This is a genomic window from Flavobacterium sp. MEB061 (genome assembly GCF_000834715.1).
Lineage (GTDB): Bacteria > Bacteroidota > Bacteroidia > Flavobacteriales > Flavobacteriaceae > Flavobacterium > Flavobacterium pectinovorum.
The window spans coordinates 34,564-56,254 of the sequence record NZ_JXQR01000028.1; the positions used below are offsets into that span (position 1 = coordinate 34,564).

Genomic DNA, 21,691 nt, shown 5'->3' on the forward strand with positions numbered 1-21,691 from the left:
ATAATCTGGAATTTTAGACTTCTTAGAAAATTAGATTAATTTAGAAATCTGAAAGTCAATATTCTAAGAAGTCTAAAAATCTAAGCCAGTCTAACAATCTAAAAAGAATGATCAACAAACGTCTTTTAATCAAAAACTTACTCGCTCATAATGACGAGAGCAGTTTTTATGATAAAAAAAGACAGTTGAATTTGCATACACGCGAAGGAAAAGGAAAATTTTTGAAACACATTTGTGCGCTATCAAATTCAAACCCAACTAATAATTCTTATATCGTAGTTGGTGTTGAGGATCAGGATAATGAAATAGTTGGCGACGATTTCTTTGACGATAGCCGAATTCAGAATCTCGTTAATGCCTTTTTAGAAAATCCACCAAAAATTCAATACGAAAACGTCCCATTCCCAAATCTTCCAAAAGACAGAGTAATTGGATTGGTAACTATTAAACCTAAAAACAAAGTTTCTTATTTCAAAAAAGGAATTCATACCATTCTCCCCAATAGTGTTTTTATTAGGCGAGGCAGTAATTCTATTCCGTTTGAAGGTGAAGTAGAGAAAAATTACCAAAATACCGAAACTGTTATTGGAATCGAAAATAGTTCGCGCAACAGTATTCAATATACTCTTGACGGCGTTATCGATTTTATGAATTTCAGGCATAAAGACATGTCGCCCAAATATTATGTTTTTAAGGAATTATTTGTGATTTGCTGGGCGGGAGTTCCTAAAAAGTCCCGTGATAAAACTTTTCTTTCCCGCGTTGATATCGAATTAATCAACGAACAAATTAAACTTTTTTACTCAGCTCAGGATGTTGTTACAATAGTTTTTGATGATGATAGTTTTACAATAACCGAATATGTTCCGTTAGGATTAAATGATAAAACGAGTTATTATCCTCTGGAAGAGCAAACGATTCGGTTTTTTGACAACGGTTATTATAAAATCGATCGAAAAATGCTTTTTCAGCCTCCGGAATTCAACAGACCAATGCTTTTTCATATTTATAATTCGAATATGGCATTGCTTCAAAAACTGCAAAAAGGTTCTGCCTTGTCAGAACGAGAGATGAAAGATTTAGAGAATCTTCCGTCGACTTTTATGATTTGTTATTTGAATGGTTTTGATGATGCAAAACAAAAATTAATTGATTCGAAATTGCTTTTAAAACCTTTTTCGCAAGTTTATTTATCTTTTAAAGAAGCATTAAGGATTTTGAGGAAGATGAAATATGATTTTCAGGAAGGTTCAAAGTAGCAAAGGTTCAAAGTGACAAAGGTTTTTTTTAAGGTTCTGAGATTCTAAGATTTTTACACAAAGATTTTTCGTAGAGACGCACAGCAGTGCGTCTAACACACAGTGATTTTACCTTAATGGAGATTTATTCAGCGTAATTTTCAATAAATACGTTTTCATTTTTTTTTAAATTATCATTTTCCTCAAATTGTAAATGACTCATTTTATTATTATAGAATTCTCTATAAAAAGTTTAATAATGTACATAACTTCAGTTCTGCTATTACTGTTAGTTAAAAGTTCTTTAATTAAATAATTACTTAGCTTTAGTTTTTGATTTTTATATTGACTTAACATTAGAGTTGAATCTGAGTCTTTGTGTAAAATAAGCATTTTATCAACCTTATCTATTTCTTCAATTAAATCTAAAATATGATATAACTTGTTATCTTTCATTTGTTGTAAATTAAATCGCATCAAATGTAAGAAAAGGTTTCTTTTTTAAGGTATAATGTTTTCTAGAATTCTATTTATATTTCAAATATCTACTCACTTCATCATAAGGAAACAAAATCTCTTTTGGACCATCTGCATAAGAAGCGGCTTCGTAAGAGTTGTAATATAAAAGCAAACCTTCTTCTGTATAAAAAATATTTTGTGGCAGGTGAAATTTATCATTTTCGAACATTAAGCCAGTTGCATTAATATTTGATTTTGATGGAATTTTATATTTCTTGCGGAATTCCTTTTCGGCGAAAGCCTTAAATTCCTTTTCATTTTTAAAAATCTGATCATTAAAAATGGTTTTTCCTGTTTTGGGATTAAACAATAAAGAGCGATATCCCTGATATCCGTGAGCACCTCCGGTAAAAGTGTAATGATCTAGTTTAATATTTATAATCTGGTCGGATTCAAATTCTATATTTCCTTTAATTTTTCCTTCCCATCCAAATGTTTCGTTGGGAAATTTTTCATGCATTTCTTCGTAAGAAGCAATAAATGAAGTTGCCAATGTATTGTAATCATTTAGTTTTAGAGGTTCTTCTCCAAAATAAACAATTTCTTTTATTACCAAAAAGAGTTTTTTATTTATGCTGTCTGCAACGACAGGAATATTTTTTGCAATAGGAATATCAATCGTAATTTGTGGACAATCGATTTTACATGGTATGGTAGATTTTTTTTCAAATGTTTCATTTTCAAATGAAAGCCCCTTGTTACAACTAGTGAATAATAGAAACAAGAAGACTAAAAAACTATACTGTTTCATATCTAAAAGTGTTAATTATATACAAAGGTAAGAAGTTGTGTCAGAATTAGAATAAATTAAACGGTAAATTTGTACTTAGAAAAAGAGTTTAAAAAACGTAACTATATGAAATTCAATACTAAAGTAATACATGGTGGTCAACATCATGATCCAAGTACGGGAGCTGTTATGCCTCCGGTATATCAAACTTCAACTTATATTCAAACAAGTCCGGGACAACCCTTGGGCGATTATGAATATAGCCGTGCATCGAACCCAACCCGTACAGCATTAGAGAATGCTTTGGCAAGTATTGAAAATGGTACCCGCGGATTGGCTTTTTCATCTGGATTGGCGGCAACAGACTGTATTCTGAGAGGATTTAAAGCCGGAGATGAAGTCATTGCAATGGATGATTTGTATGGCGGAACTTATAGAATGTTTTCAAGGGTTTATAAAGATTCAGGAATTAAATTTCATTTTGTTGATATGACTGATATTGCAAAATTGAAATCATTAATCAATGAGAACACAAAATTAATTTGGGTTGAAACACCAACAAATCCGTTAATGAAACTGGCCGATATTGAAGAGATTTCAAAAATCACCAAAGAGAAGAAAATTTGGCTTGCTGTTGATAATACTTTTGCAACGCCTTATTTACAAAAGCCTCTTGATTTGGGAGCCGATATTGTAATGCACTCTGCTACAAAGTATTTAGGAGGACATTCTGATGTAATAGCGGGAGCTTTAATTGTAAAAGATGAAGCTTTAGGAGAACAATTGCATTTTCAGCAATTTGCAACCGGTGCAACTCTTGGTCCAATGGATAGTTTTTTGGTTTTAAGAGGAATTAAAACGCTTTCATTAAGAGTTCAAAGACATTGTGAAAATGGAGAAAAAATGGTCGAATTTTTAAGCAACCATCCAAAAATAAAAACAGTTTATTATCCTGGATTACCAAGTCATCCCTTTCATGAAATTGCAAAGAAGCAAATGAAAGCTTTTGGAGGAATGGTTTCTTTTACCTTCGTTTCGGGTAAAAAGGAAGATTCGATTGCATTTTTAGAGAAATTGAAAGTGTTTACTTTGGCAGAATCTTTAGGCGGAGTTGAATCTTTGGCCAATCATCCGGCTTTGATGACACACGCTTCTATTCCTGCAGATAAGAGAGCCGAAGTTGGTATTACCGACGACCTGGTTCGATTGAGTGTTGGTATTGAAGACGCAGAAGATTTAATTGCTGATATAGAGCAGGCTTTAGCATAAAAATTATCACAAATAAAAAATCCCAAATTCCAATGTTAATCATTTTGGAATTTGGGATTTTTTTTATTTTGAGATTTCTTTAAAATTCTAAATACATAATGTATCCTACGTTGAACCAAACCTGAGAATCGTTTGATTTATTTTCTTTATAAATATCTTTGTTTGGATTTAAACCATCAACCCAGTCAGAATTGAATCCTTGATAACGAATATCAAACATTAAATCGCTCATTTCGGTTAGTTTATAATGAACCCCAACTCCGGTAACTACAGATAGTACAACGCCGTTTTCGCTAGAAAAACCATAAGGGCGACCATCCGAAGGAGTAAGGTATTTTGCAAAAGTTGTTGAAGGAAGTCCTAATTGACCCAATCTTGATCCTACTTTTGTAGAATAATAACTTGCCTGAAATCCTAAACTTAAATAAGGACTAAAGCTGCCAACTGAGTTTTCGAAGTCATGAATTTTTATAAAAGAAAATTCTAATTGAGATCCAAGGTTTACTAAAGTTGTGCTTCCTTTCATCGCTCTTAGATGTTGGACAAGTCCCTTTTGTTCTTCTCTATCCACCCATTGACCATAATGCTCAAGATTGGTTTTGTTAAAAGATAATTCAGATCTAACTTTAAAATGTTCTGTAAAGAAACTTTCTCTGTTATTATTTGCAGAAAAGTTAATAAAGTGAACTAATCCTACACCAAAACCTGAGTTACCAACATTGGTTTTCATATCGTGGCGTTCTCCAAAATCAGATTGAAAAGATACAGGTCCGAATATTATTCCTACTTCTTGTGCTAAATCAGATTGAGCAAAGGCAGTTGTAGTGATTCCTAAAAAGGCGAATAATGTGAGTACTATTGGTTTAAGCATGTTGTTTGGGCTTTCAAATCTTGGCAAATATATAAAAAACATGTACGATTCAAAATATAAAATTAACGTATTAAAAAATAAGTAACAAAATACTTAATTTGTTAACTTTAATTGTGATGATTTGAATTAAATAGAGATGTGGTAAATGCTATATTTAGGAATGTTTGAAAATTATATAATTCACTCTTTAGAATTAAAAAAAATAACATTCGGTCAGCATTTTGTTATATCTTTGTTTGTTAAAACGAAAACGTTTTCTTAAACGTATTTTCTTGTTTATTGTGCTAAAATTTAAATATTTACTTGAATAATTTATTTCAAAATGGAACAAAAAATTAATGAGTTTATGGCTCTAGTCGAGTCAAAAAATCCAAACGAGCCAGAATTTCTTCAAGCCGTTAGAGAATTTGCAGAAACGGTAATTCCATTTATTGCAGAGCGAAAAAAATATGATGGAAAAAACTTACTTCTTAGAATTGCTGAGCCAGAACGTTCTATAATTTTTAGAGTTCCATGGGTAGATGACAAAGGGGAAATAATTGTAAACAGAGGTTTTAGAATTCAAATGAACTCTGCAATTGGGCCATACAAAGGCGGAATCAGATTTCATCACACTGTAAACCTATCAGTTTTGAAATTCCTTGCTTTCGAACAAGTTTTCAAAAATAGTTTGACAACACTTCCTATGGGTGGGGGAAAAGGTGGTTCTGATTTTGATCCTGAAGGAAAATCTGATGGTGAAATCATGCGTTTCTGTCAATCGTTTATGACAGAATTATGTCGTCATATTGGTCCTGATTTAGATGTACCTGCCGGAGATATTGGTGTTGGTGCAAGAGAAATTGGTTATTTATTTGGTCAATATAAAAGAATAAGAAATGAATTTACAGGTGTTTTAACCGGTAAAGGACTTGCATATGGTGGTTCATTAATTCGTCCTGAAGCTACAGGATATGGAGTTGTTTATTTTACTGATCAAATGTTGCGTACTATCGGACATGAGATTAAAGGTAAAAGAGTAGCAATTTCAGGATTTGGAAATGTGGCTTGGGGAGTTGCTTTAAAAATAAATGAATTAGGTGGAAAAGTAGTTACTATTTCCGGACCTGATGGATACATTTATGATGAAGAAGGAATCTCTGGAGAAAAAATCGAGCATATGGTAGAGATGAGAGCAACTGGTGATAACAGAGCCGAAGTTTATACTAAGAAATATCCAAACGCTGTTTTTCATAAAGGGAAAAGTCCATGGGAAGTAAAAGTTGATATCGCTATTCCGTGTGCTACTCAAAACGAATTGACAGGCGAAGATGCTAAAAAATTGATTGATAATGGTGTTTTATGTGTAACCGAAGCTGCAAATATGCCTTCAACATTAGACGCTATAAAATTATTCCTGGATAATAAAGTTTTATTCGCACCAGGAAAAGCTGCAAATGCTGGTGGAGTTGCTGCATCTGGTCTTGAAATGACACAAAACTCAATTCGTTTAAACTGGACAAGCGAAGAAGTAGATTTGAGATTAAAAGATATTATGGTTGGAATTCATAACCAATGTAAAAAATACGGAATGGGCGAAGATGGCTATGTAAACTACGTAAAAGGAGCAAACATTGCCGGATTTGTTAAAGTTGCCGATGCTATGCTTGCGCAAGGTGTAGTTTAATTTTTAAATATAATTTTCAAAAGCCCTCATTTTCTTTATGATAAATGAGGGCTTTTTTATTTTCGCCACGAATTCACGAATTAAATAATGAAAAAATTCGTGAAATCGTGGTGGATAATTATAAGGAAAATCATTTTATACAGAACAAAATTCAAATACTTTGGTTTGTAGTATATTTGCCTATCCGAATATATTTAATATGATGAGAAGGTTTCTGTATATTTTGTTTTTTATTTTTATGCAATTAAGTTTTGCACAGAATACTTTATCGTGGCAAGGTTATTTTTCATTTAATGAAATAAAAGATATTTCAGAAAGTTCGACAACTGTTTTTGCTGCTTCAGAAAATGCTTTGTTCTCTAAAAGTAATGTTTCAAATGCTGTTAAAACAACCACTACAATTGATGGACTTTCGGGACAAACAATTTCGGCAGTATATCATAGCGAAACTTTCAAAAAAACAATTATAGGTTACGAAAACGGGATGATCATTGTAATCAATGAAACTGACGGAAGTATAATAAAAAAAGTCGATATCATTAATAAACAATTGGCGGCCAATATTAAAAAAGTCAATCATTTTATGGAATATAATGGCTTGATTTATGTTTCATGTGATTTTGGTATTGTACAATTTAATTTAACTACTTCTCAGTTTGGTGATACTTATTTTATAGGCGATAACGGAGCCGAAATTAGTGTAAAACAAACCGCATTTTTTAACGGATTTATTTACGCAGCAACTTCCAGCGGTATTCGAAGAGCAAATAGTACAAGTCCTAACTTAATTGACTTTAATCAATGGGGCATTGTAAATTCCGGCGACTGGTCAAGCGTTGAAGCGCTGGATACAGAACTTATTGCAATTAATTCAGTTGGATATATTCATCGATTTAATTCAAATACATTTATTGGGTTTTTACAGCTTTCGCAGCCTTCTGCGGATATGAAAGCAGAAAATCATAATTTGTTTATTACAACAGCAAATTCGGTTTATGTTTATAATAACAAAATGGTTTTAAATCGTCAAATAACCAATACTCAGGTTTTAGATAATACCTTAAGTTTTAGTTGTGCAACTGCTGTTGGAGATGTGATTTACATCGGGACAAAAGAAAACGGATTATTTTCTTCAACTCTTTCCGGGAATTCAGCTTTCGAAAATATAACACCAATTGGGCCGGTACGAAACAATATTTTCTCATTAGATGTTAGTCCAAACAGTGTTTGGGCTGTTTATGGAGATTATGATTTGAGTTATAATCCTTATCCTTTAGATAGTTACGGTATTAGTAAATACAATACTTCAGGCTGGTTAAATATTCCTTACGAAGATGTTTTTGATGCAAAATCAATGTCTCGTGTTATTATTAATCCTAATAATGACAATCAGGTTTATGCAAGTTCCTTTTTTTCAGGTCTATTAAAATTAGAAAACGATACTCCAACTATTTTATATAATGAAAAAAACAGCAGTCTGGAAAGTTTAAAAATTGATGGTTATAATGTTATAGATATTCGTGCCAATGCAACTGCTTTTGATAAATCAGGAAATTTATGGATAACGAATAGCAGGGTTAAAAATGGATTGAAAGTTTTAAAAACAAACGGACAATGGGGCAGTTACTCGCTGGCAACGATTCTTAATAATGTTGAAAACAATTCTTACGGCGGGCTTGTTGTAGATAAAAATAATACAAAATGGATCGCTACTTACAGAGAAGGAGTAGTGGGTTTTAACGAAACTACCAATACCTTTAAAAAAATGACTTTTGGTACCGATGTTGGGAATTTACCTTCTGTAGATGTTCGTGCATTGGCAGTTGATACTAAAAACCAATTGTGGATTGGAACCACAAAAGGATTACGGGTTTTGTCAAACGTAAGCAGTTTTCAAACAGAAAGTCAGTTAACGGCAAATGCAATCATTATTATAGATGATAATCTGGCTCAGGAATTATTGTATGAGCAATTCATTACTTCGATTGTAGTCGACGGAGCCAATAATAAATGGATTGGAACTTCAGATTCGGGAGTTTTTATGGTTTCACCAAACGGCCAGGAAACGAAATATCATTTTACTATAAATAATTCACCTTTACCAAGTAATACCATCAACGATATAAAAATCAACAGTACAACCGGAGAAGTTTTTATTGCAACCAATAAAGGATTAATTTCTTTTGGCGGTATTGCAACAGGTGCCAACGAAGATCTGAATAGTGTATATGTATACCCAAATCCGGTACGTCCGGAGTTTACGGGAACTGTAAAAATTGCAGGTTTGCTGGATAAAGCCAATGTGAAAATTACCGATATTACCGGAAGTTTAGTTTACGAAGCAACTTCGGCAGGAGGAACAATTGAGTGGGATACAACAGCTTTTGGAAGATATAAAGTGGCTTCTGGCGTGTATATGATTTTTATTTCTGCTCAGGACGGTGGCGAAACGAAAGTGAAGAAAGTAATGATAATTAGATAATGTGGAAATGGAGATAATTAGATAATTATTTGGACTAAATAATCTAATTAATGACTACAATCAAAAGTCTAATATATAAGAAGTCTAATAATCTAAAATCTAAATTAAAAGTTGTTAGTCAAAACCAAAGCAATTGTTATTTCAGCATTAAAATTTCAGGAAAAAAGTTTGATCGTAAAATGTTTTACACTTTCAAGCGGACTGAAATCTTATTTTGTGCGTGACGCTTTTTCAAATCGAAAAACCAGTCAGAAGATTGCTTATTTCCAGCCATTTTCGATTTTAGAAATTGAAGCTGTTCATAAGAACAAAGGCACGCTTGAAAATTTAAAAGAAATAAAAACGGCAGTTCCTTTTCAAACCATTCATACCGACATTGTAAAAAGCACTATTGTAATGTTTCTTTCAGAAATGCTGCATCATTCTATTCAGGAAGAAGAAAAAAACGAATCACTTTTTGAATTTTTAGAAAACGCCTTAATCTGGTTTGACCATCACGACGAAGTTTCCAATTTTCATTTAATCCTACTTTTAGAGGCAACAAAATATTTGGGTTTTTATCCGGATATTTCCGAAATTGATTTGCCTTTTTTTGAAATGAACGATGGCGTTTTTACACTTTTTCATGGAATAAATGCCTTAACGGAGCATGAAACAAATCTGTTTAAAAAATTAATTGACCTAAAATTTGACAACGATCAAAGGGTATTTCATGTGGTTGAAAGACAAGTCTTACTAAAAGTCTTAATTGAGTATTATAGTTTTCATTTAGAGGGATTTAAGAGGCCAAAATCGCTAGATGTTTTGAGGGAAATTTTTTCTTAATTAAAGTATAATTTATATATATTCGCAAACGATTAGTGAGATCAAAAATTTGCCCATACTTAATTTATTAATTTTATAAGCTAACAACTATGAAGAAAATTACTTTTTCGATTATTTTGCTTTTCTTAGTTGCCTTTTCGGCGACTGCTCAAAGAAAATACGATGAAATAATCACAACAGAGAACAGTGTACAGGATATTGTTCAAAACGAAATAACAGGAATTGTTGTTTTTAAAGAAGGTGGAACTGTAAAAGGTTTAGATCCTGAAACAAAAAAAGTTGTCTGGACTTTAACGAAAGAAGATTTTGGAACAATTACGTCTAAAGATATATTAACTGATCCAGATTTTGGAAACATGTTCAAAGACAAAAGAGACTTAACAACCGTTTCGGGAAGTCCTTATGTTGAAGCTTATATCAATTCAAAGTATTTAATTATCAATACAGATACAGGAAAAGTTGTTTACAACTCTTCTAAAGAATCTTTCTGGGTATTTCAATCAGATTTTATTCCTGAAACGAATGAATATCTTCTTACTTTGAAAAAAGACGGAGATATGGCAATTGCTTTATTGGATATGGCTACAGGGGAACTTAAATGGACTACAACTGTTGACAAAGCAAAAGCAATGATTAGTTTTTCTTTGAAATTATCTGCTAATACCAACAAAGCAAAAATTCACGGAAATACTGTTTATTATTTACTTTACGGTAATTTGTATTCTTTTGATAAAGAAACTGGAAAATTAAACTGGAAAGCAGCTGAAGAATATACAAAATTCTATGAAACACAAAACGATAAAAATATTGTTGTAGTGAACGCTGCAGGTTTATTTTCTAACAAACAATATTTAAATGTTTTAAGTACAGATGACGGAAAAAGTATATGGAAAGAATCTATCAAAACAAAACAAGTTGTTTATTTAGAAGATTGGGGAACAAAGTTATTAGTGGCTCATAATAGTGGTTTTAACTTTTTTGATTTAAAAACAGGAGAAAAAATCTGGAAAAAAGATGCACGTGGAGATGGATTGAAAAGAGTAATTCCTATCGATCAGGATTTCTTATATGTTGCAGAAAATGAAATGATGCTAATCAATAAAGACGGAGAAAAACTTTGGAAAAAATTCATCGAAATTTCTGATGACAAAGAAGATCCAATTTATTACTTAGGTAAAGTAGGTGAAAAAGTAATGTACTTAACTGGTACTTACGGAAACATGGTTGATTACAAAACCGGAATTAAACTTTGGAAACGTAACATCAATTTTGATAAAAGCCGTCCGGTTTTACCAACTTACGACGAAGCAACAAATTCGTATTTAGTTTACAACGACGAAAAATTATACAAATTTGACCCAAGCATCAGCGATAAGCCAGAGCCGTTTGCTAAAGTAAACATCAAAAAAGAAAAAGAATTAAACAGTATCGAATTATTCCCTTGGGGAGTTGTTCTTTCCGGCCCAGTTGAAGTAATGGGAGTTAATCTGGACGGAACTGTAAAATACCACCACGTATACACACAACCAGGCGAAGGAACAAGACGTTTACTTAAAAGTGCTGCAATTGCAGGAAGTATTGGTTTAGGAATTGGTTCTGGAGTAAGTGCTATACAAGGTTCTGAATTAACAATGACATATCGTGATTCTAACGGAAACATGAGATCTACTGTTGTTAGAGAAGAGAATTCATCAAAAATGAAACAATCAAGAGATATGGCAGCTGGTTCAGCAGCTTTGGGATTGGTAGCGGCTAAATTTGACAAACGTTTCAACGCAATGAAACAAAACAGAGATTACTCTTATATTTTTGCAAAAGCAGATACAGGAGAAAAAATATTAGTTAAAGTAAATAAAGCTGACGGAGTTGAAGTTGACAAAATTATCTTCAACAACAACAAACCACTTTATGAAATAGATCCTGCGACACAAAACATTTTTTATGTTTCGGATAAATCTATTCAAATCTTCAACAAAAAATAATAATAACACATAAAAGCCATCAGGATTTACTTCTGATGGCTTTTTTTTTTGCCTATGAAAAAAACTTTACTCTTTATTATTCTGCTTGTAATTACCTCAATTCAGGCACAAGAAAAAATAAATTCAAAAAAGAAGAAATTTTATATACCCGTAATAAAATATTCAGAATTTCCTGTTCTTGATAATGCTCTAACGCAAACCACTTTTTATCAGATGGATAAAGAGTTGATTCAAGAGGAGATTATTTTAAAGAAAAAATATTTTCACATAGATGGTTTTATAAAGGATCCTGCAAACGGAAAACTAAAAATTTTCTTGACTGTTGCGTTGCCTAAGTTCAATGCAACGAAAGTAGATAGCACATTTGATAAAAAAAGAAATAGCTGGGAATTTCAGGTTTATTCTAATTATGATGTAAGAATAAAAGTGGATGCTAAGTGTGGAGATAAAATTTTATTTACTCAGGATTTTAATAGTACGGAATCACATATAGTTGGAGGTATGTACGAAAAAGGTAAGGTGAAACTTGCTGTTGAGCTAAGTAATAAAAGAAGTGCACAAGCTGAAAAAGACGGTGATTATACAGCAGAAGAATTAGGGATAGATCATATCATTTTTAGTTCTGTCGACAGAATTCAGAATTTTCTAAATTATAAATTGGCTTATTATGTAGACGAAGCCAAAATAAAATTTGAATTTGTAACTTCTAAAGGGCATTCTGAATACAACCAAATGTTGGCATTTGAGAACGAAATAACGGCTCAGATGGAAAAAGTGACCCTGGAAAAAGGTTTAGATGAAAAGTTGCTGACACCACATTTGCAATATCTGGAAAGCTTGCTGGTTAAATATCCTCCTTCGCCTGCAAACGAAAACATCCGCTTTATTGTAACCAACAATTTGGCTGAGACTTATTTTTTACTTGAAAACAAAGAAAAAGCATTAACGTATGCCAATTTACTTGTCGAGAATGACAAACAGGATTCAAGAGGATCTTCGATTATTAAAAAAGTAAATAATGGTTATTTTGCCGATAAAAAAATAAGAAGCCATACCACCCGTTTTGCCGATCTTAAAAAATTAGGTGTTAAAATTGCCGAGGAAAAAGAAGAAAAAAGATTAGCTTTTTTTGAAAAAATATCACAACAAGAAGCAGAATGGGAAGTTGAAAAAGCAAACAGAGAAGCAAGCGTAGAGAAAGCAAGAATGCAAAGATTTAATATGCTTGATTCTATTCCGTATCAGCTAAATGCTAATTTACTGTCAAAAGTGGTTGCTAATTTAGGAGGAAGTGAAGCCTTAAAAAAAGTCGAAAAAGCACATTTGTTTTCGAAATTAAAAATTGAAGGAAATAATGTATCTCAAACAGAAGAAAAATGGGCAACGAACTCGAATTATCTTCTTAGAAAAAAAATGCCCGAAAGCTATTATGAAATCGTTAATGGAGCCGAAGCCTGGAGCCATGACGATCGCGAAAGCGGATTAAATGCAAAATGGACAAAATTAACACCGTATGATTTTGGCAATTTGTCTAAAAATGTAGACTTAATCAACTTTCTTACCGATTTAAGACTTGATTTATGGAATAATTTTGAAGTTCTGCAAGATGAAATGTACGAAGGAAGAATGTGTTATCATTTGAATTATTTTGAAAAAACATTAAGTACGGGAAACAGAACAATTCCTAAAACAGATTATCACGTTTTTATTGATAAAGAAAATTTCAATATCGTTTCTACTGAAAAAACAGAATTTGATAACGGCAACAAGAGCTTTTTCGAGAAAAAACTTTTTGGAGATTATCGTCCGGTTGCAGCATTAAATTCTGGGAAAATACCATACAAAATCAATTATGAAATTGAAGATTTTAACGGAGAAACCATTTTTCAGGAACAAAGGGAGAAGATTGAAATTAATCCTGTTTTTGGAAATCGAATCTTTATGAAAGAAGTATATTTCGGCGGATTTAAATAATTGTTACCATCCTGTTACGGATATTTAGAATCGATTAGTTTTTGGTTTATTTGCTCAAAGTTTTGAGAATAATACCAGAAACTAATCGATTCTTTTGTTTTTGTATTTATTATCTCAACAAAAGTTTGTGAAATTTCAAGAAATTGGCGGTCAATAATTCAAAATTTCTTACTTTCGCACCTCGTTTAAGAAAAGGATAAAATGAGTACAAAATTTACTGAATACAAAGGACTTGACTTGCCAACAGTAGCGTCAGAAGTTCTTGATTTTTGGAAGAAAGAAAATATATTTGAAAAAAGTGTAACAACCCGCGAAGGCGCAGAGCCTTATGTGTTTTTTGAAGGTCCGCCTTCAGCAAACGGATTACCGGGAATTCACCACGTGATGGCACGTGCAATTAAGGATATTTTTTGCAGATATAAAACTCAAAAAGGTTTTCAGGTAAAAAGAAAAGCAGGTTGGGATACACACGGATTACCTGTAGAATTGGGTACCGAGAAAGAATTAGGAATTACAAAAGAAGATATTGGTAAAACAATTTCTATCGAAGAATATAACGAAGCGTGTAAAAAAACCGTAATGCGTTATACCGACGTATGGAATGATTTGACCGAAAAAATGGGGTATTGGGTAGATATGGAAGATCCGTATGTGACTTATAAACCAAAATACATGGAATCGGTTTGGTGGCTTTTAAAACAAATCTACGATAAAGGTTTGTTGTACAAAGGATACACCATTCAGCCTTATTCTCCAAAAGCAGGAACAGGATTGTCTTCTCACGAAGTAAACCAGCCCGGAGCTTATAGAGATGTTACAGATACTACGATTGTAGCACAATTTAAAACTTTACCGGAAACGCTTCCAAGCTTTTTACAAGGTTTTGGAGATATTCACATTTTGGCATGGACGACAACACCTTGGACATTGCCTTCGAATACTGCTTTAACAGTTGGTCCAAAAATCGATTATGTTTTAGTAAAAACTTTCAATCAATATACTTTTGAACCTGTAAATGTTGTTTTGGCTAAAAATTTAGTTGGAAAACAATTCGGAAAAGGATTTTTTGCAAGCGAAGACGATGCTGATTTCGATAATGTAAAAGAAGGAGATAAAAAACTTCCGTATAAAATTTTAGCGGAAGCGAAAGGAATTGATTTAGTTGAAATTCGTTACGAGCAATTATTACCATACGTATTGCCTTATCAAAATGCTGAAAATGCATTTAGAGTAATCGCCGGAGATTTCGTAACTACAGAAGACGGAACAGGAATTGTACATACAGCTCCAACTTTTGGTGCAGATGATGCTAAAGTTGCAAAAGAAGCAACTCCGGAAGTACCGCCAATGTTAGTTTTAGACGAAAACGGAACTGCAGTTCCTCTAGTAGATTTACAAGGAAAATTCACTTCGCATTTAGGAGAATTGGCTGGTAAATACGTTAAAAACGAATATTATGATGCGGGTCAGGCGCCAGAGCGTTCTGTTGATGTTGAAATTGCGATTCGATTAAAAGAAGAAAATAAAGCCTTTAAGGTTGAAAAATACGTACATAGTTATCCACACAGTTGGAGAACTGATGAACCGTTGTTATATTATCCACTAGATTCATGGTTTATTAAAGTAACCGATGTAAAAGATAGAATGTTCGACCTGAACGAAACTATCAACTGGAAACCTAAGTCTACTGGTGAAGGACGTTTTGGAAATTGGTTAAAAAATGCCAACGACTGGAACTTATCTCGTTCTAGATATTGGGGAATTCCGTTGCCAATTTGGAGAACTGAAGATAAAAAAGAAGAAGTTCTTATTGGTTCTGTTGAAGAATTATACAATGCGATCGAGAAATCTATCGAAGCAGGTTTTCAAAAAGAAAATCCGTTTAAAGGTTTTGAAATCGGAAACATGTCTGAGTCAAACTATGATTTAATCGATTTACACAAAAATGTAGTTGATGAAATTACGTTAGTTTCGGCTTCAGGAAAACCAATGAAACGCGAAAGTGATTTAATTGATGTTTGGTTCGATTCTGGAGCAATGCCGTATGCACAATGGCATTATCCTTTTGAAAACAAAGACAAAATCGACGAGAACAAAGATTTTCCTGCAAATTTCATTGCAGAAGGTGTCGATCAGACTCGTGGATGGTTTTACACGCTGCACGCAATCGGAACTTTAGTTTTTGATAAAGTAGCTTATAAAAATGTAGTTTCGAATGGTTTGGTTCTGGATAAAAACGGACAAAAAATGTCGAAACGTTTAGGAAACGCGACAGATCCTTTTGAAACAATTGCAGAATACGGTCCTGATGCCACACGTTGGTACATGATCTCAAACGCAAATCCGTGGGATAACTTAAAATTTGATATTGAGGGAATTGCTGAGGTGCGTCGTAAATTCTTCGGAACATTATACAACACTTATTCATTCTTTTCGTTATATGCCAATATCGATGGGTTTAAATACGCTGAAGCGGAAATTCCGTTAAACGAAAGACCTGAAATCGATCAATGGATTATATCTGAATTACACACGTTAATAAAATTTGTTGACGAATGTTATGAAGATTATGAGCCAACAAAAGCAGCAAGAGCGATTTCCGACTTTGTTCAGGAAAACTTAAGTAACTGGTACGTTCGTTTATGTCGTCGTCGCTTCTGGAAAGGCGAATATGCTCACGATAAAATTGCAGCTTATCAAACGCTTTATACTTGTTTGTTAACGATCAGTAAATTAAGCGCTCCAATCGCTCCTTTTTTCATGGATAAATTGTACCGCGATTTAACAAGTTCGACGCAAACTGAGCAATATAGCAGTGTTCACTTGGCAGAATTCCCAAAATTTGTCGAAAACTTTGTTAATAAAACGTTGGAAAGCAAAATGCAGAAAGCGCAAACTATCTCATCTTTGGTTCTTTCACTGCGTAAAAAGGAAATGATAAAAGTGCGTCAACCTTTGCAAAAGGTAATGATTCCGGTACTTGACGAGAATCAAAGAGCTGAAATTCTAGCTATTTCTGACTTAGTAAAGGCAGAGGTAAATGTAAAAGAAATCCTGCTTTTAGATGATGATTCAGGAATTTTGGTAAAACAGATTAAACCTAATTTTAAAGCTTTAGGACCCCGTTTTGGAAAAGATATGGGATTGATTTCTAAGGAGATACAAGCTTTTTCTGCAGATCAGATCAATGAATTGGACAAGCAGGGAACGCTAGATATTGTTATTGCTGGAAATAACGTAACTTTATCATTAGAAGATGTCGAAATAACATCTCAGGATATCGAAGGATGGCTGGTTGCAAATTCAAACGGAATTACAGTTGCGCTTGATATTACAATCTCTGAAGAATTGAAAAACGAAGGAATCGCGAGAGAATTAGTAAACAGAATTCAGAATATCCGTAAAGATTCAGGATTTGAAGTTACTGATAAAATTAAAGTTCAAATACAAAGAAGCGGTCTTTTAGAAGAAGCAATTCTTAAAAATGAAGACTATATTAAGTCTGAGACATTAACAGACGATTTGGTTTTTGTAGACGCTTTAGAAAACGGCACAGAAATTGAGTTTGATGATATTAAAACAGTGATATTAATTTCAAAATAATAGAAATACCATGATAGATGAAATTACAAGATACTCTGACGCTGATTTAGCAGAGTTCAAAGAAATAATTCAAAATAAAATACAAAAAGCACAAGCCGATCTGGATTTAATAAAAAGTGCTTACATGAATGATTTGAATAACGGAACTGATGATACTTCACCAACTTTTAAAGCATTTGAAGAAGGAAGTGAAACAATGTCCAAAGAAGCGAACTCGCAGTTGGCTATCAGACAGGAAAAATTCATCCGTGACCTTAAAAATGCTTTATTCCGTGTAGAAAATAAAACATACGGTATTTGTAAAGTAACAGGTAAACTGATCAGCAAAGAAAGGCTGAAAATTGTACCTCATGCAACAATGAGTATCGAAGCAAAAAATCTACAACGATAATATATAAGAACGCTCCTTTTAGGGGCGTTTTTTGTTTTTATATAAAAAGCAAAATTGCTTTTGGGAGAAAGTCTGCCTTGAAAAAAGAGATCAGACTTTGTTTAATTCGTTTTAATATGAAAGAATTAACGTTTCGTAATGAGGGTTTTTTTTGATTAAATTGTTACTTTTGCGCATCAAAAAATCATAAAATGTCATTACGAAAAGCGTATTTCCTCATATTTTTAGTTTTACTTGTTGATCAGATCTCGAAAATCTACGTAAAAACCAATTTTATTTTAGGCGAAGAAGTTGAAGTTTTTAATTGGTTTAGAATCCATTTCATTGAAAACGAAGGAATGGCATGGGGAACAAAAATTCCTGGCGAATACGGAAAATTAATTTTAACCGTTTTCAGAATTTTTGCAGTTTTTGGAATCGGGTATTGGCTGGCAGATTCTATTAAAAAACGCCACTCAACTTATTTGATTGTTTCTATTGCATTGATTTTTGCCGGAGCTGCCGGAAACATTTTAGATTCTGTTTTTTACGGAGTTATTTTTGATGACAGCACAAATAATTTAGCAACACTTTTTTCTCCACAACCATATGGAACATGGTTTCATGGTTTAGTAGTCGATATGTTTTATTTTCCAATCTGGGAAGGAAATCTTCCAGCCTGGCTGCCATTTTTTGGAGGTAAACACTTTATGTTTTTTAATGCTATTTTTAATGTTGCCGATATGGCGATTTCTACAGGAGTAGGTATTTTGCTTATTTTCAATAAAAGAGCATTTCCAAAAAATTAAATTTCAAAAAAATCAAATTCCAAATTCCAAAATTTGAAGTATTAATTAAATACAGATATTGGGATTTGGAATTTTTATTATTGGATTTTGTGTTTACTACATAGTTGTTGGAATTTGGAATTTGATTTTTTTGGGATTTGTTTTTAATATTAATATCCTATTTTTACAATACTAAAACCAAACTTATGCAAAGTCCGTCTTTCTCTATATATGATGCATCAGCCGGTTCGGGAAAGACCTATACTTTGGTTAGAGAATATCTGAAAATTATCCTTTCATCCCCAAAAAATGACGCTTATCGTAATATTCTGGCAATAACTTTTACGAATAAGGCGGTTCACGAAATGAAAAGCCGTATTGTTGGCAGTTTGTCTGAATTTACAAAAGATACACCTTCGGCGAAAGCCATGGATTTAATGGAAGATTTGTCTCGTGAAACAGGACTTTCTATAATTAAAATCAAAACAAAATCTCAAAATATTATAAAGCACTTAATTCATAATTATGCTGCTTTTGATATTTCTACCATAGATAAATTTACGCATAAGGTAATTCGTGCTTTTGCGCATGATCTTAATTTGCCAATGACTTTTGAGGTTACTTTGGATACCGAAAATTTATTGGTAGAAGCTGTAGATGCAATTATTGCTCAAGCTGGTCAGGATGAAACGCTGACAACATTATTGATAGATTTTACGATGGAAAAAACCGACGATGATAAAAGTTGGGATGTTTCGCGTGAAATTCTTGAAACAGGAAGATTAGTTCTCAATGAAAATAATCGAAATGAAATTTCTCATTTTCACGATACTTCAATTGAAGAATTTGTTGCCATCAAAAAGAAAATGTCGGTTTTATGTGGCGATTTAGAAAAAGAAAATGCTGATTATGCTTTAGAACTTCTTTTGTTAATTGAAAAAAACGGAATTGATTTGAAATCATTTTCGAGAGGAACTTTTCCAAATCATTTAGAAAGTATTCGTGATGGAAAATTTAATCCGAGAAATAAAACGTTTCATGAGTTTGATGATATTGCCATTAATAAAACAGCCAAAGACAGAACATTAATTGAAAATATAATTCCCGAGTTGCTTCAATCTCTGGATAAGGTTTATAAAAACTTCGAAAAAAGAGATTTTTATAAAGCATTCTTAAAAAATATTACGCCACTTTCATTGCTAAATACCGTTAGTAATGAACTGGCCAAAATACAATCAGAACAAAATATTTTATCAATTTCAGAATTCAATGCCATAATTCATCGCGAAATACAAAATCAGCCAGCGCCTTTTATTTATGAGCGTTTGGGGGAGCGTTATCGTCATTTTTTTATAGATGAATTTCAGGATACTTCAGAGATGCAATGGCAAAATTTAATTCCGTTAATTGATAATGCACTTTCTGGTCAGGATGATTTAGGAAACAAAGGAACTTTAATGATTGTTGGAGATCCCAAACAATCAATCTATCGCTGGCGCGGAGGAAAAGCAGAACAGTTTATTGAATTAAGTAAAGATGCAAACCCTTTCAATAATCCGGATAAGTTAATCAAACATTTAGATACAAATTACCGAAGTTATAGTGAAGTAATTGATTTTAATAATGCTTTTTTTAAATTGATTTCGACTGAATTTTCTAACGAAGATTATAAGGATTTGTACGAGAATCATAGTTTTCAGAATTCAAATTCTAAAAAAGGCGGTTACGTAAATATTTCTTTTCTTCCAATAATTGAAAAAAGTGATTTTGGAGATGAAGAAGATATTGTTGAAAAATCAGATTTGTATGTTCTGGCAACTTTAAACACAATTCAGAATGTTCTTCGTGAAGGTTTTGAATATCGGGATATTGTGATTTTGACCCGAAAAAGAGATCAGGGAATTGCGATTGCAAATTATTTAACAGAACAAAATATTCCGCTTTTGTCATCAGAAACGTTGATGATTCAAAATGCGACAGAAGTTCGTTTGATTGTTCATCTGCTAAAATATCTTAACAATAGTATCGATCTGGAGGCAAAAGCTAACTTCCTGCATTTTTTAGGAAATACAAAAGAAATTGAAATGCCAATTCATGATTTTATCGCACAGGGAATGGCTCAAAGATTTGAAAATGATTTCGAAAAATGGCTTTTATCGTTTGATGTTTCGCTTTCATTTGAAGATATTCGAAAAAAATCGTTGTACGAAGCTGTAGAGATTATCATTTCTAAATTTGTTCTTCCTTCAGAAGGAAATGCTTATGTGCAATATTTTCTGGATATTGTTTTGGAACGTGATATTCGAAACCAAGCCGGAATTGCTGATTTTCTGAGTTATTGGGATAAAAATGCACACAAATTCAGTATCCCATCTCCGGAAGGAAATAACGCTGTTCGAATTATGACTATCCATAAATCAAAAGGTTTGGAGTTCCCTGTCGTAATTATGCCTTTTGCAGAAGAAGATTATAGTAGAAAACCCAAAGATAAATTATGGCTTGATGCCGAAGATGCTGATTTAGGCATTCCAAAAGCTTTGATCGACAATAGCAGTGCGGTTGAAGGTTTTGGCGAAAGTGCTTCGGCGGTTTTTAATCTGAAAAAACAAGAAGAATTACTGGATAATATTAATGTCTTGTACGTAGCGTTAACTCGTGCCGAGGAGCAATTATATGTAATATCCCAATCCTTAAACGAGAAAAAAGATGGAGAATATCCAAATAATATGGCTTCTTTCTTTATTAAATATTTGATGCACAAAGGAGTTTATGACTCAGAAAAATTAGAATACGAATTTGGAGATAAAAAAAGACTTTCTATTTCAGGTGAAGTACTGAATTTGGTTAAAACTATTCCTGTTGTTTCAGAAGTTTTAAATCCGAAAAATATAAAAATTGCGCAAAGAGAATCTTTAATGTGGGGAACGCATCAGCAGGAAGCTATATCTTATGGAAATATAGTTCATGAGATTTTAGCTTTTATAAAAGATAAATCAGATGTTGATTTGGCAGTGACAAAAGCATTAGAGAATGGTTTGATAAATTTTGATCAGGCCGAAAAAGTCCTGCAGACACTTCTGGAAATAGTAAATCACCCTGAATTGAATATTTGTTTTGATGGAAAAAATAACATTCTGAACGAACAGACAATCGTACAAAAAGAAGGGAAGATTTTAAAGCCGGACCGAATCGTTTTAACCCAAAACAAAGAAGCATATTTGTTGGATTATAAAACCGGAGCAATAAATTCAAAATACACACAGCAAATTCAAGAATACCAGGATGCAATTGAGGATTTAGGATACAAAGTGTTAAAAAGGGCATTAGTGTACATCGGAACCGAAATCGATGTGGTAAATTTGTGATAAAATTAA

Annotated in this window: 14 protein-coding genes; 11 read left to right on the plus strand and 3 right to left on the minus strand. The window is 32.7% G+C overall.

The window, feature by feature from the left end; translation table 11 throughout:
- The first annotated feature begins 107 nt into the window (after window positions 1-107).
- Window positions 108-1,259, plus strand: a complete 1,152-nt coding sequence (locus tag RT99_RS14665; protein ID WP_042565510.1) for an ATP-binding protein — start codon at window positions 108-110, stop codon at window positions 1,257-1,259.
- A gap of 198 nt (window positions 1,260-1,457) precedes the next feature.
- Here RT99_RS14665 and RT99_RS14670 read toward each other — a convergent pair whose 3' ends face one another.
- Both RT99_RS14670 and RT99_RS14675 read right to left on the minus strand, forming a co-directional pair.
- Window positions 1,458-1,694 (minus strand): hypothetical protein, encoded by a 237-nt coding sequence (locus tag RT99_RS14670; RefSeq protein ID WP_042565511.1) that lies wholly within the window; start codon window positions 1,692-1,694, stop codon window positions 1,458-1,460.
- Window positions 1,695-1,764: 70 nt separating this feature from the next.
- Window positions 1,765-2,508, minus strand: coding sequence for a DUF3298 and DUF4163 domain-containing protein (locus tag RT99_RS14675; RefSeq protein WP_042565512.1), 744 nt, complete (start codon window positions 2,506-2,508; stop codon window positions 1,765-1,767).
- 69 nt (window positions 2,509-2,577) lie between these two features.
- On the opposite strand from RT99_RS14675, the gene RT99_RS14680 reads away from it, so the two are divergent.
- Window positions 2,578-3,756 carry a cystathionine gamma-synthase gene (locus RT99_RS14680; protein ID WP_256365473.1) on the plus strand — a complete coding sequence of 393 codons (1,179 nt, stop codon included), beginning with the start codon at window positions 2,578-2,580 and terminating at the stop codon, window positions 3,754-3,756.
- A gap of 79 nt (window positions 3,757-3,835) precedes the next feature.
- Here the strand turns inward: RT99_RS14680 and RT99_RS14685 are convergent, their stop codons facing one another.
- Window positions 3,836-4,627: a hypothetical protein gene (locus RT99_RS14685; RefSeq protein WP_042565574.1), complete on the minus strand. Its 792-nt coding sequence runs from the start codon at window positions 4,625-4,627 to the stop codon at window positions 3,836-3,838.
- A 322-nt stretch (window positions 4,628-4,949) separates the two neighbouring features.
- On the opposite strand from RT99_RS14685, the gene gdhA reads away from it, so the two are divergent.
- From gdhA to RT99_RS14730, 9 genes are all read left to right on the plus strand, one after another.
- On the plus strand, window positions 4,950-6,293 hold the full coding sequence (gene gdhA, locus RT99_RS14690; protein ID WP_042565514.1) for an NADP-specific glutamate dehydrogenase: 1,344 nt from the start codon (window positions 4,950-4,952) through the stop codon (window positions 6,291-6,293).
- A 199-nt stretch (window positions 6,294-6,492) separates the two neighbouring features.
- Window positions 6,493-8,775, plus strand: a complete 2,283-nt coding sequence (locus tag RT99_RS14695; RefSeq protein WP_042565515.1) for a two-component regulator propeller domain-containing protein — start codon at window positions 6,493-6,495, stop codon at window positions 8,773-8,775.
- Between the two features lie 111 nt (window positions 8,776-8,886).
- A complete protein-coding gene (gene recO / locus RT99_RS14700) occupies window positions 8,887-9,600 on the plus strand; it encodes a DNA repair protein RecO (RefSeq protein WP_042565516.1) in 714 nt (237 codons plus the stop codon).
- 89 nt (window positions 9,601-9,689) lie between these two features.
- The gene (locus tag RT99_RS14705; RefSeq protein WP_042565517.1) at window positions 9,690-11,582 is read left to right on the plus strand and encodes a PQQ-binding-like beta-propeller repeat protein; all 1,893 of its coding nucleotides are present in this window, start codon (window positions 9,690-9,692) and stop codon (window positions 11,580-11,582) included.
- 54 nt (window positions 11,583-11,636) lie between these two features.
- Window positions 11,637-13,556: a hypothetical protein gene (locus tag RT99_RS14710; protein ID WP_042565518.1), complete on the plus strand. Its 1,920-nt coding sequence runs from the start codon at window positions 11,637-11,639 to the stop codon at window positions 13,554-13,556.
- Between the two features lie 201 nt (window positions 13,557-13,757).
- Window positions 13,758-17,159: an isoleucine--tRNA ligase gene (gene ileS / locus RT99_RS14715; RefSeq protein ID WP_042565519.1), complete on the plus strand. Its 3,402-nt coding sequence runs from the start codon at window positions 13,758-13,760 to the stop codon at window positions 17,157-17,159.
- A gap of 10 nt (window positions 17,160-17,169) precedes the next feature.
- Window positions 17,170-17,550, plus strand: coding sequence for a TraR/DksA C4-type zinc finger protein (locus tag RT99_RS14720; protein WP_026983623.1), 381 nt, complete (start codon window positions 17,170-17,172; stop codon window positions 17,548-17,550).
- Between the two features lie 191 nt (window positions 17,551-17,741).
- Window positions 17,742-18,338 (plus strand): lipoprotein signal peptidase, encoded by a 597-nt coding sequence (locus tag RT99_RS14725; RefSeq protein ID WP_042565520.1) that lies wholly within the window; start codon window positions 17,742-17,744, stop codon window positions 18,336-18,338.
- Between the two features lie 185 nt (window positions 18,339-18,523).
- Complete coding sequence (locus tag RT99_RS14730) at window positions 18,524-21,682, plus strand: exodeoxyribonuclease V subunit beta (RefSeq protein ID WP_042565521.1); 3,159 nt, start codon at window positions 18,524-18,526, stop codon at window positions 21,680-21,682.
- Window positions 21,683-21,691: the final 9 nt, after the last annotated feature.

Bases quoted from the DNA above. Each gene is read 5' to 3' on its own strand.
- RT99_RS14665 (WP_042565510.1), top strand. From the start codon at position 108: ATGATCAACAAACGTCTTTTAATCAAAAACTTACTCGCTCATAATGAC.
- RT99_RS14670 (WP_042565511.1), bottom strand. From the start codon at position 1,694: ATGAAAGATAACAAGTTATATCATATTTTAGATTTAATTGAAGAAATA.
- RT99_RS14675 (WP_042565512.1), bottom strand. From the start codon at position 2,508: ATGAAACAGTATAGTTTTTTAGTCTTCTTGTTTCTATTATTCACTAGT.
- RT99_RS14685 (WP_042565574.1), bottom strand. From the start codon at position 4,627: ATGCTTAAACCAATAGTACTCACATTATTCGCCTTTTTAGGAATCACT.
- gdhA (WP_042565514.1), top strand. From the start codon at position 4,950: ATGGAACAAAAAATTAATGAGTTTATGGCTCTAGTCGAGTCAAAAAAT.
- RT99_RS14695 (WP_042565515.1), top strand. From the start codon at position 6,493: ATGATGAGAAGGTTTCTGTATATTTTGTTTTTTATTTTTATGCAATTA.
- RT99_RS14705 (WP_042565517.1), top strand. From the start codon at position 9,690: ATGAAGAAAATTACTTTTTCGATTATTTTGCTTTTCTTAGTTGCCTTT.
- RT99_RS14710 (WP_042565518.1), top strand. From the start codon at position 11,637: ATGAAAAAAACTTTACTCTTTATTATTCTGCTTGTAATTACCTCAATT.
- ileS (WP_042565519.1), top strand. From the start codon at position 13,758: ATGAGTACAAAATTTACTGAATACAAAGGACTTGACTTGCCAACAGTA.
- RT99_RS14720 (WP_026983623.1), top strand. From the start codon at position 17,170: ATGATAGATGAAATTACAAGATACTCTGACGCTGATTTAGCAGAGTTC.
- RT99_RS14725 (WP_042565520.1), top strand. From the start codon at position 17,742: ATGTCATTACGAAAAGCGTATTTCCTCATATTTTTAGTTTTACTTGTT.
- RT99_RS14730 (WP_042565521.1), top strand. From the start codon at position 18,524: ATGCAAAGTCCGTCTTTCTCTATATATGATGCATCAGCCGGTTCGGGA.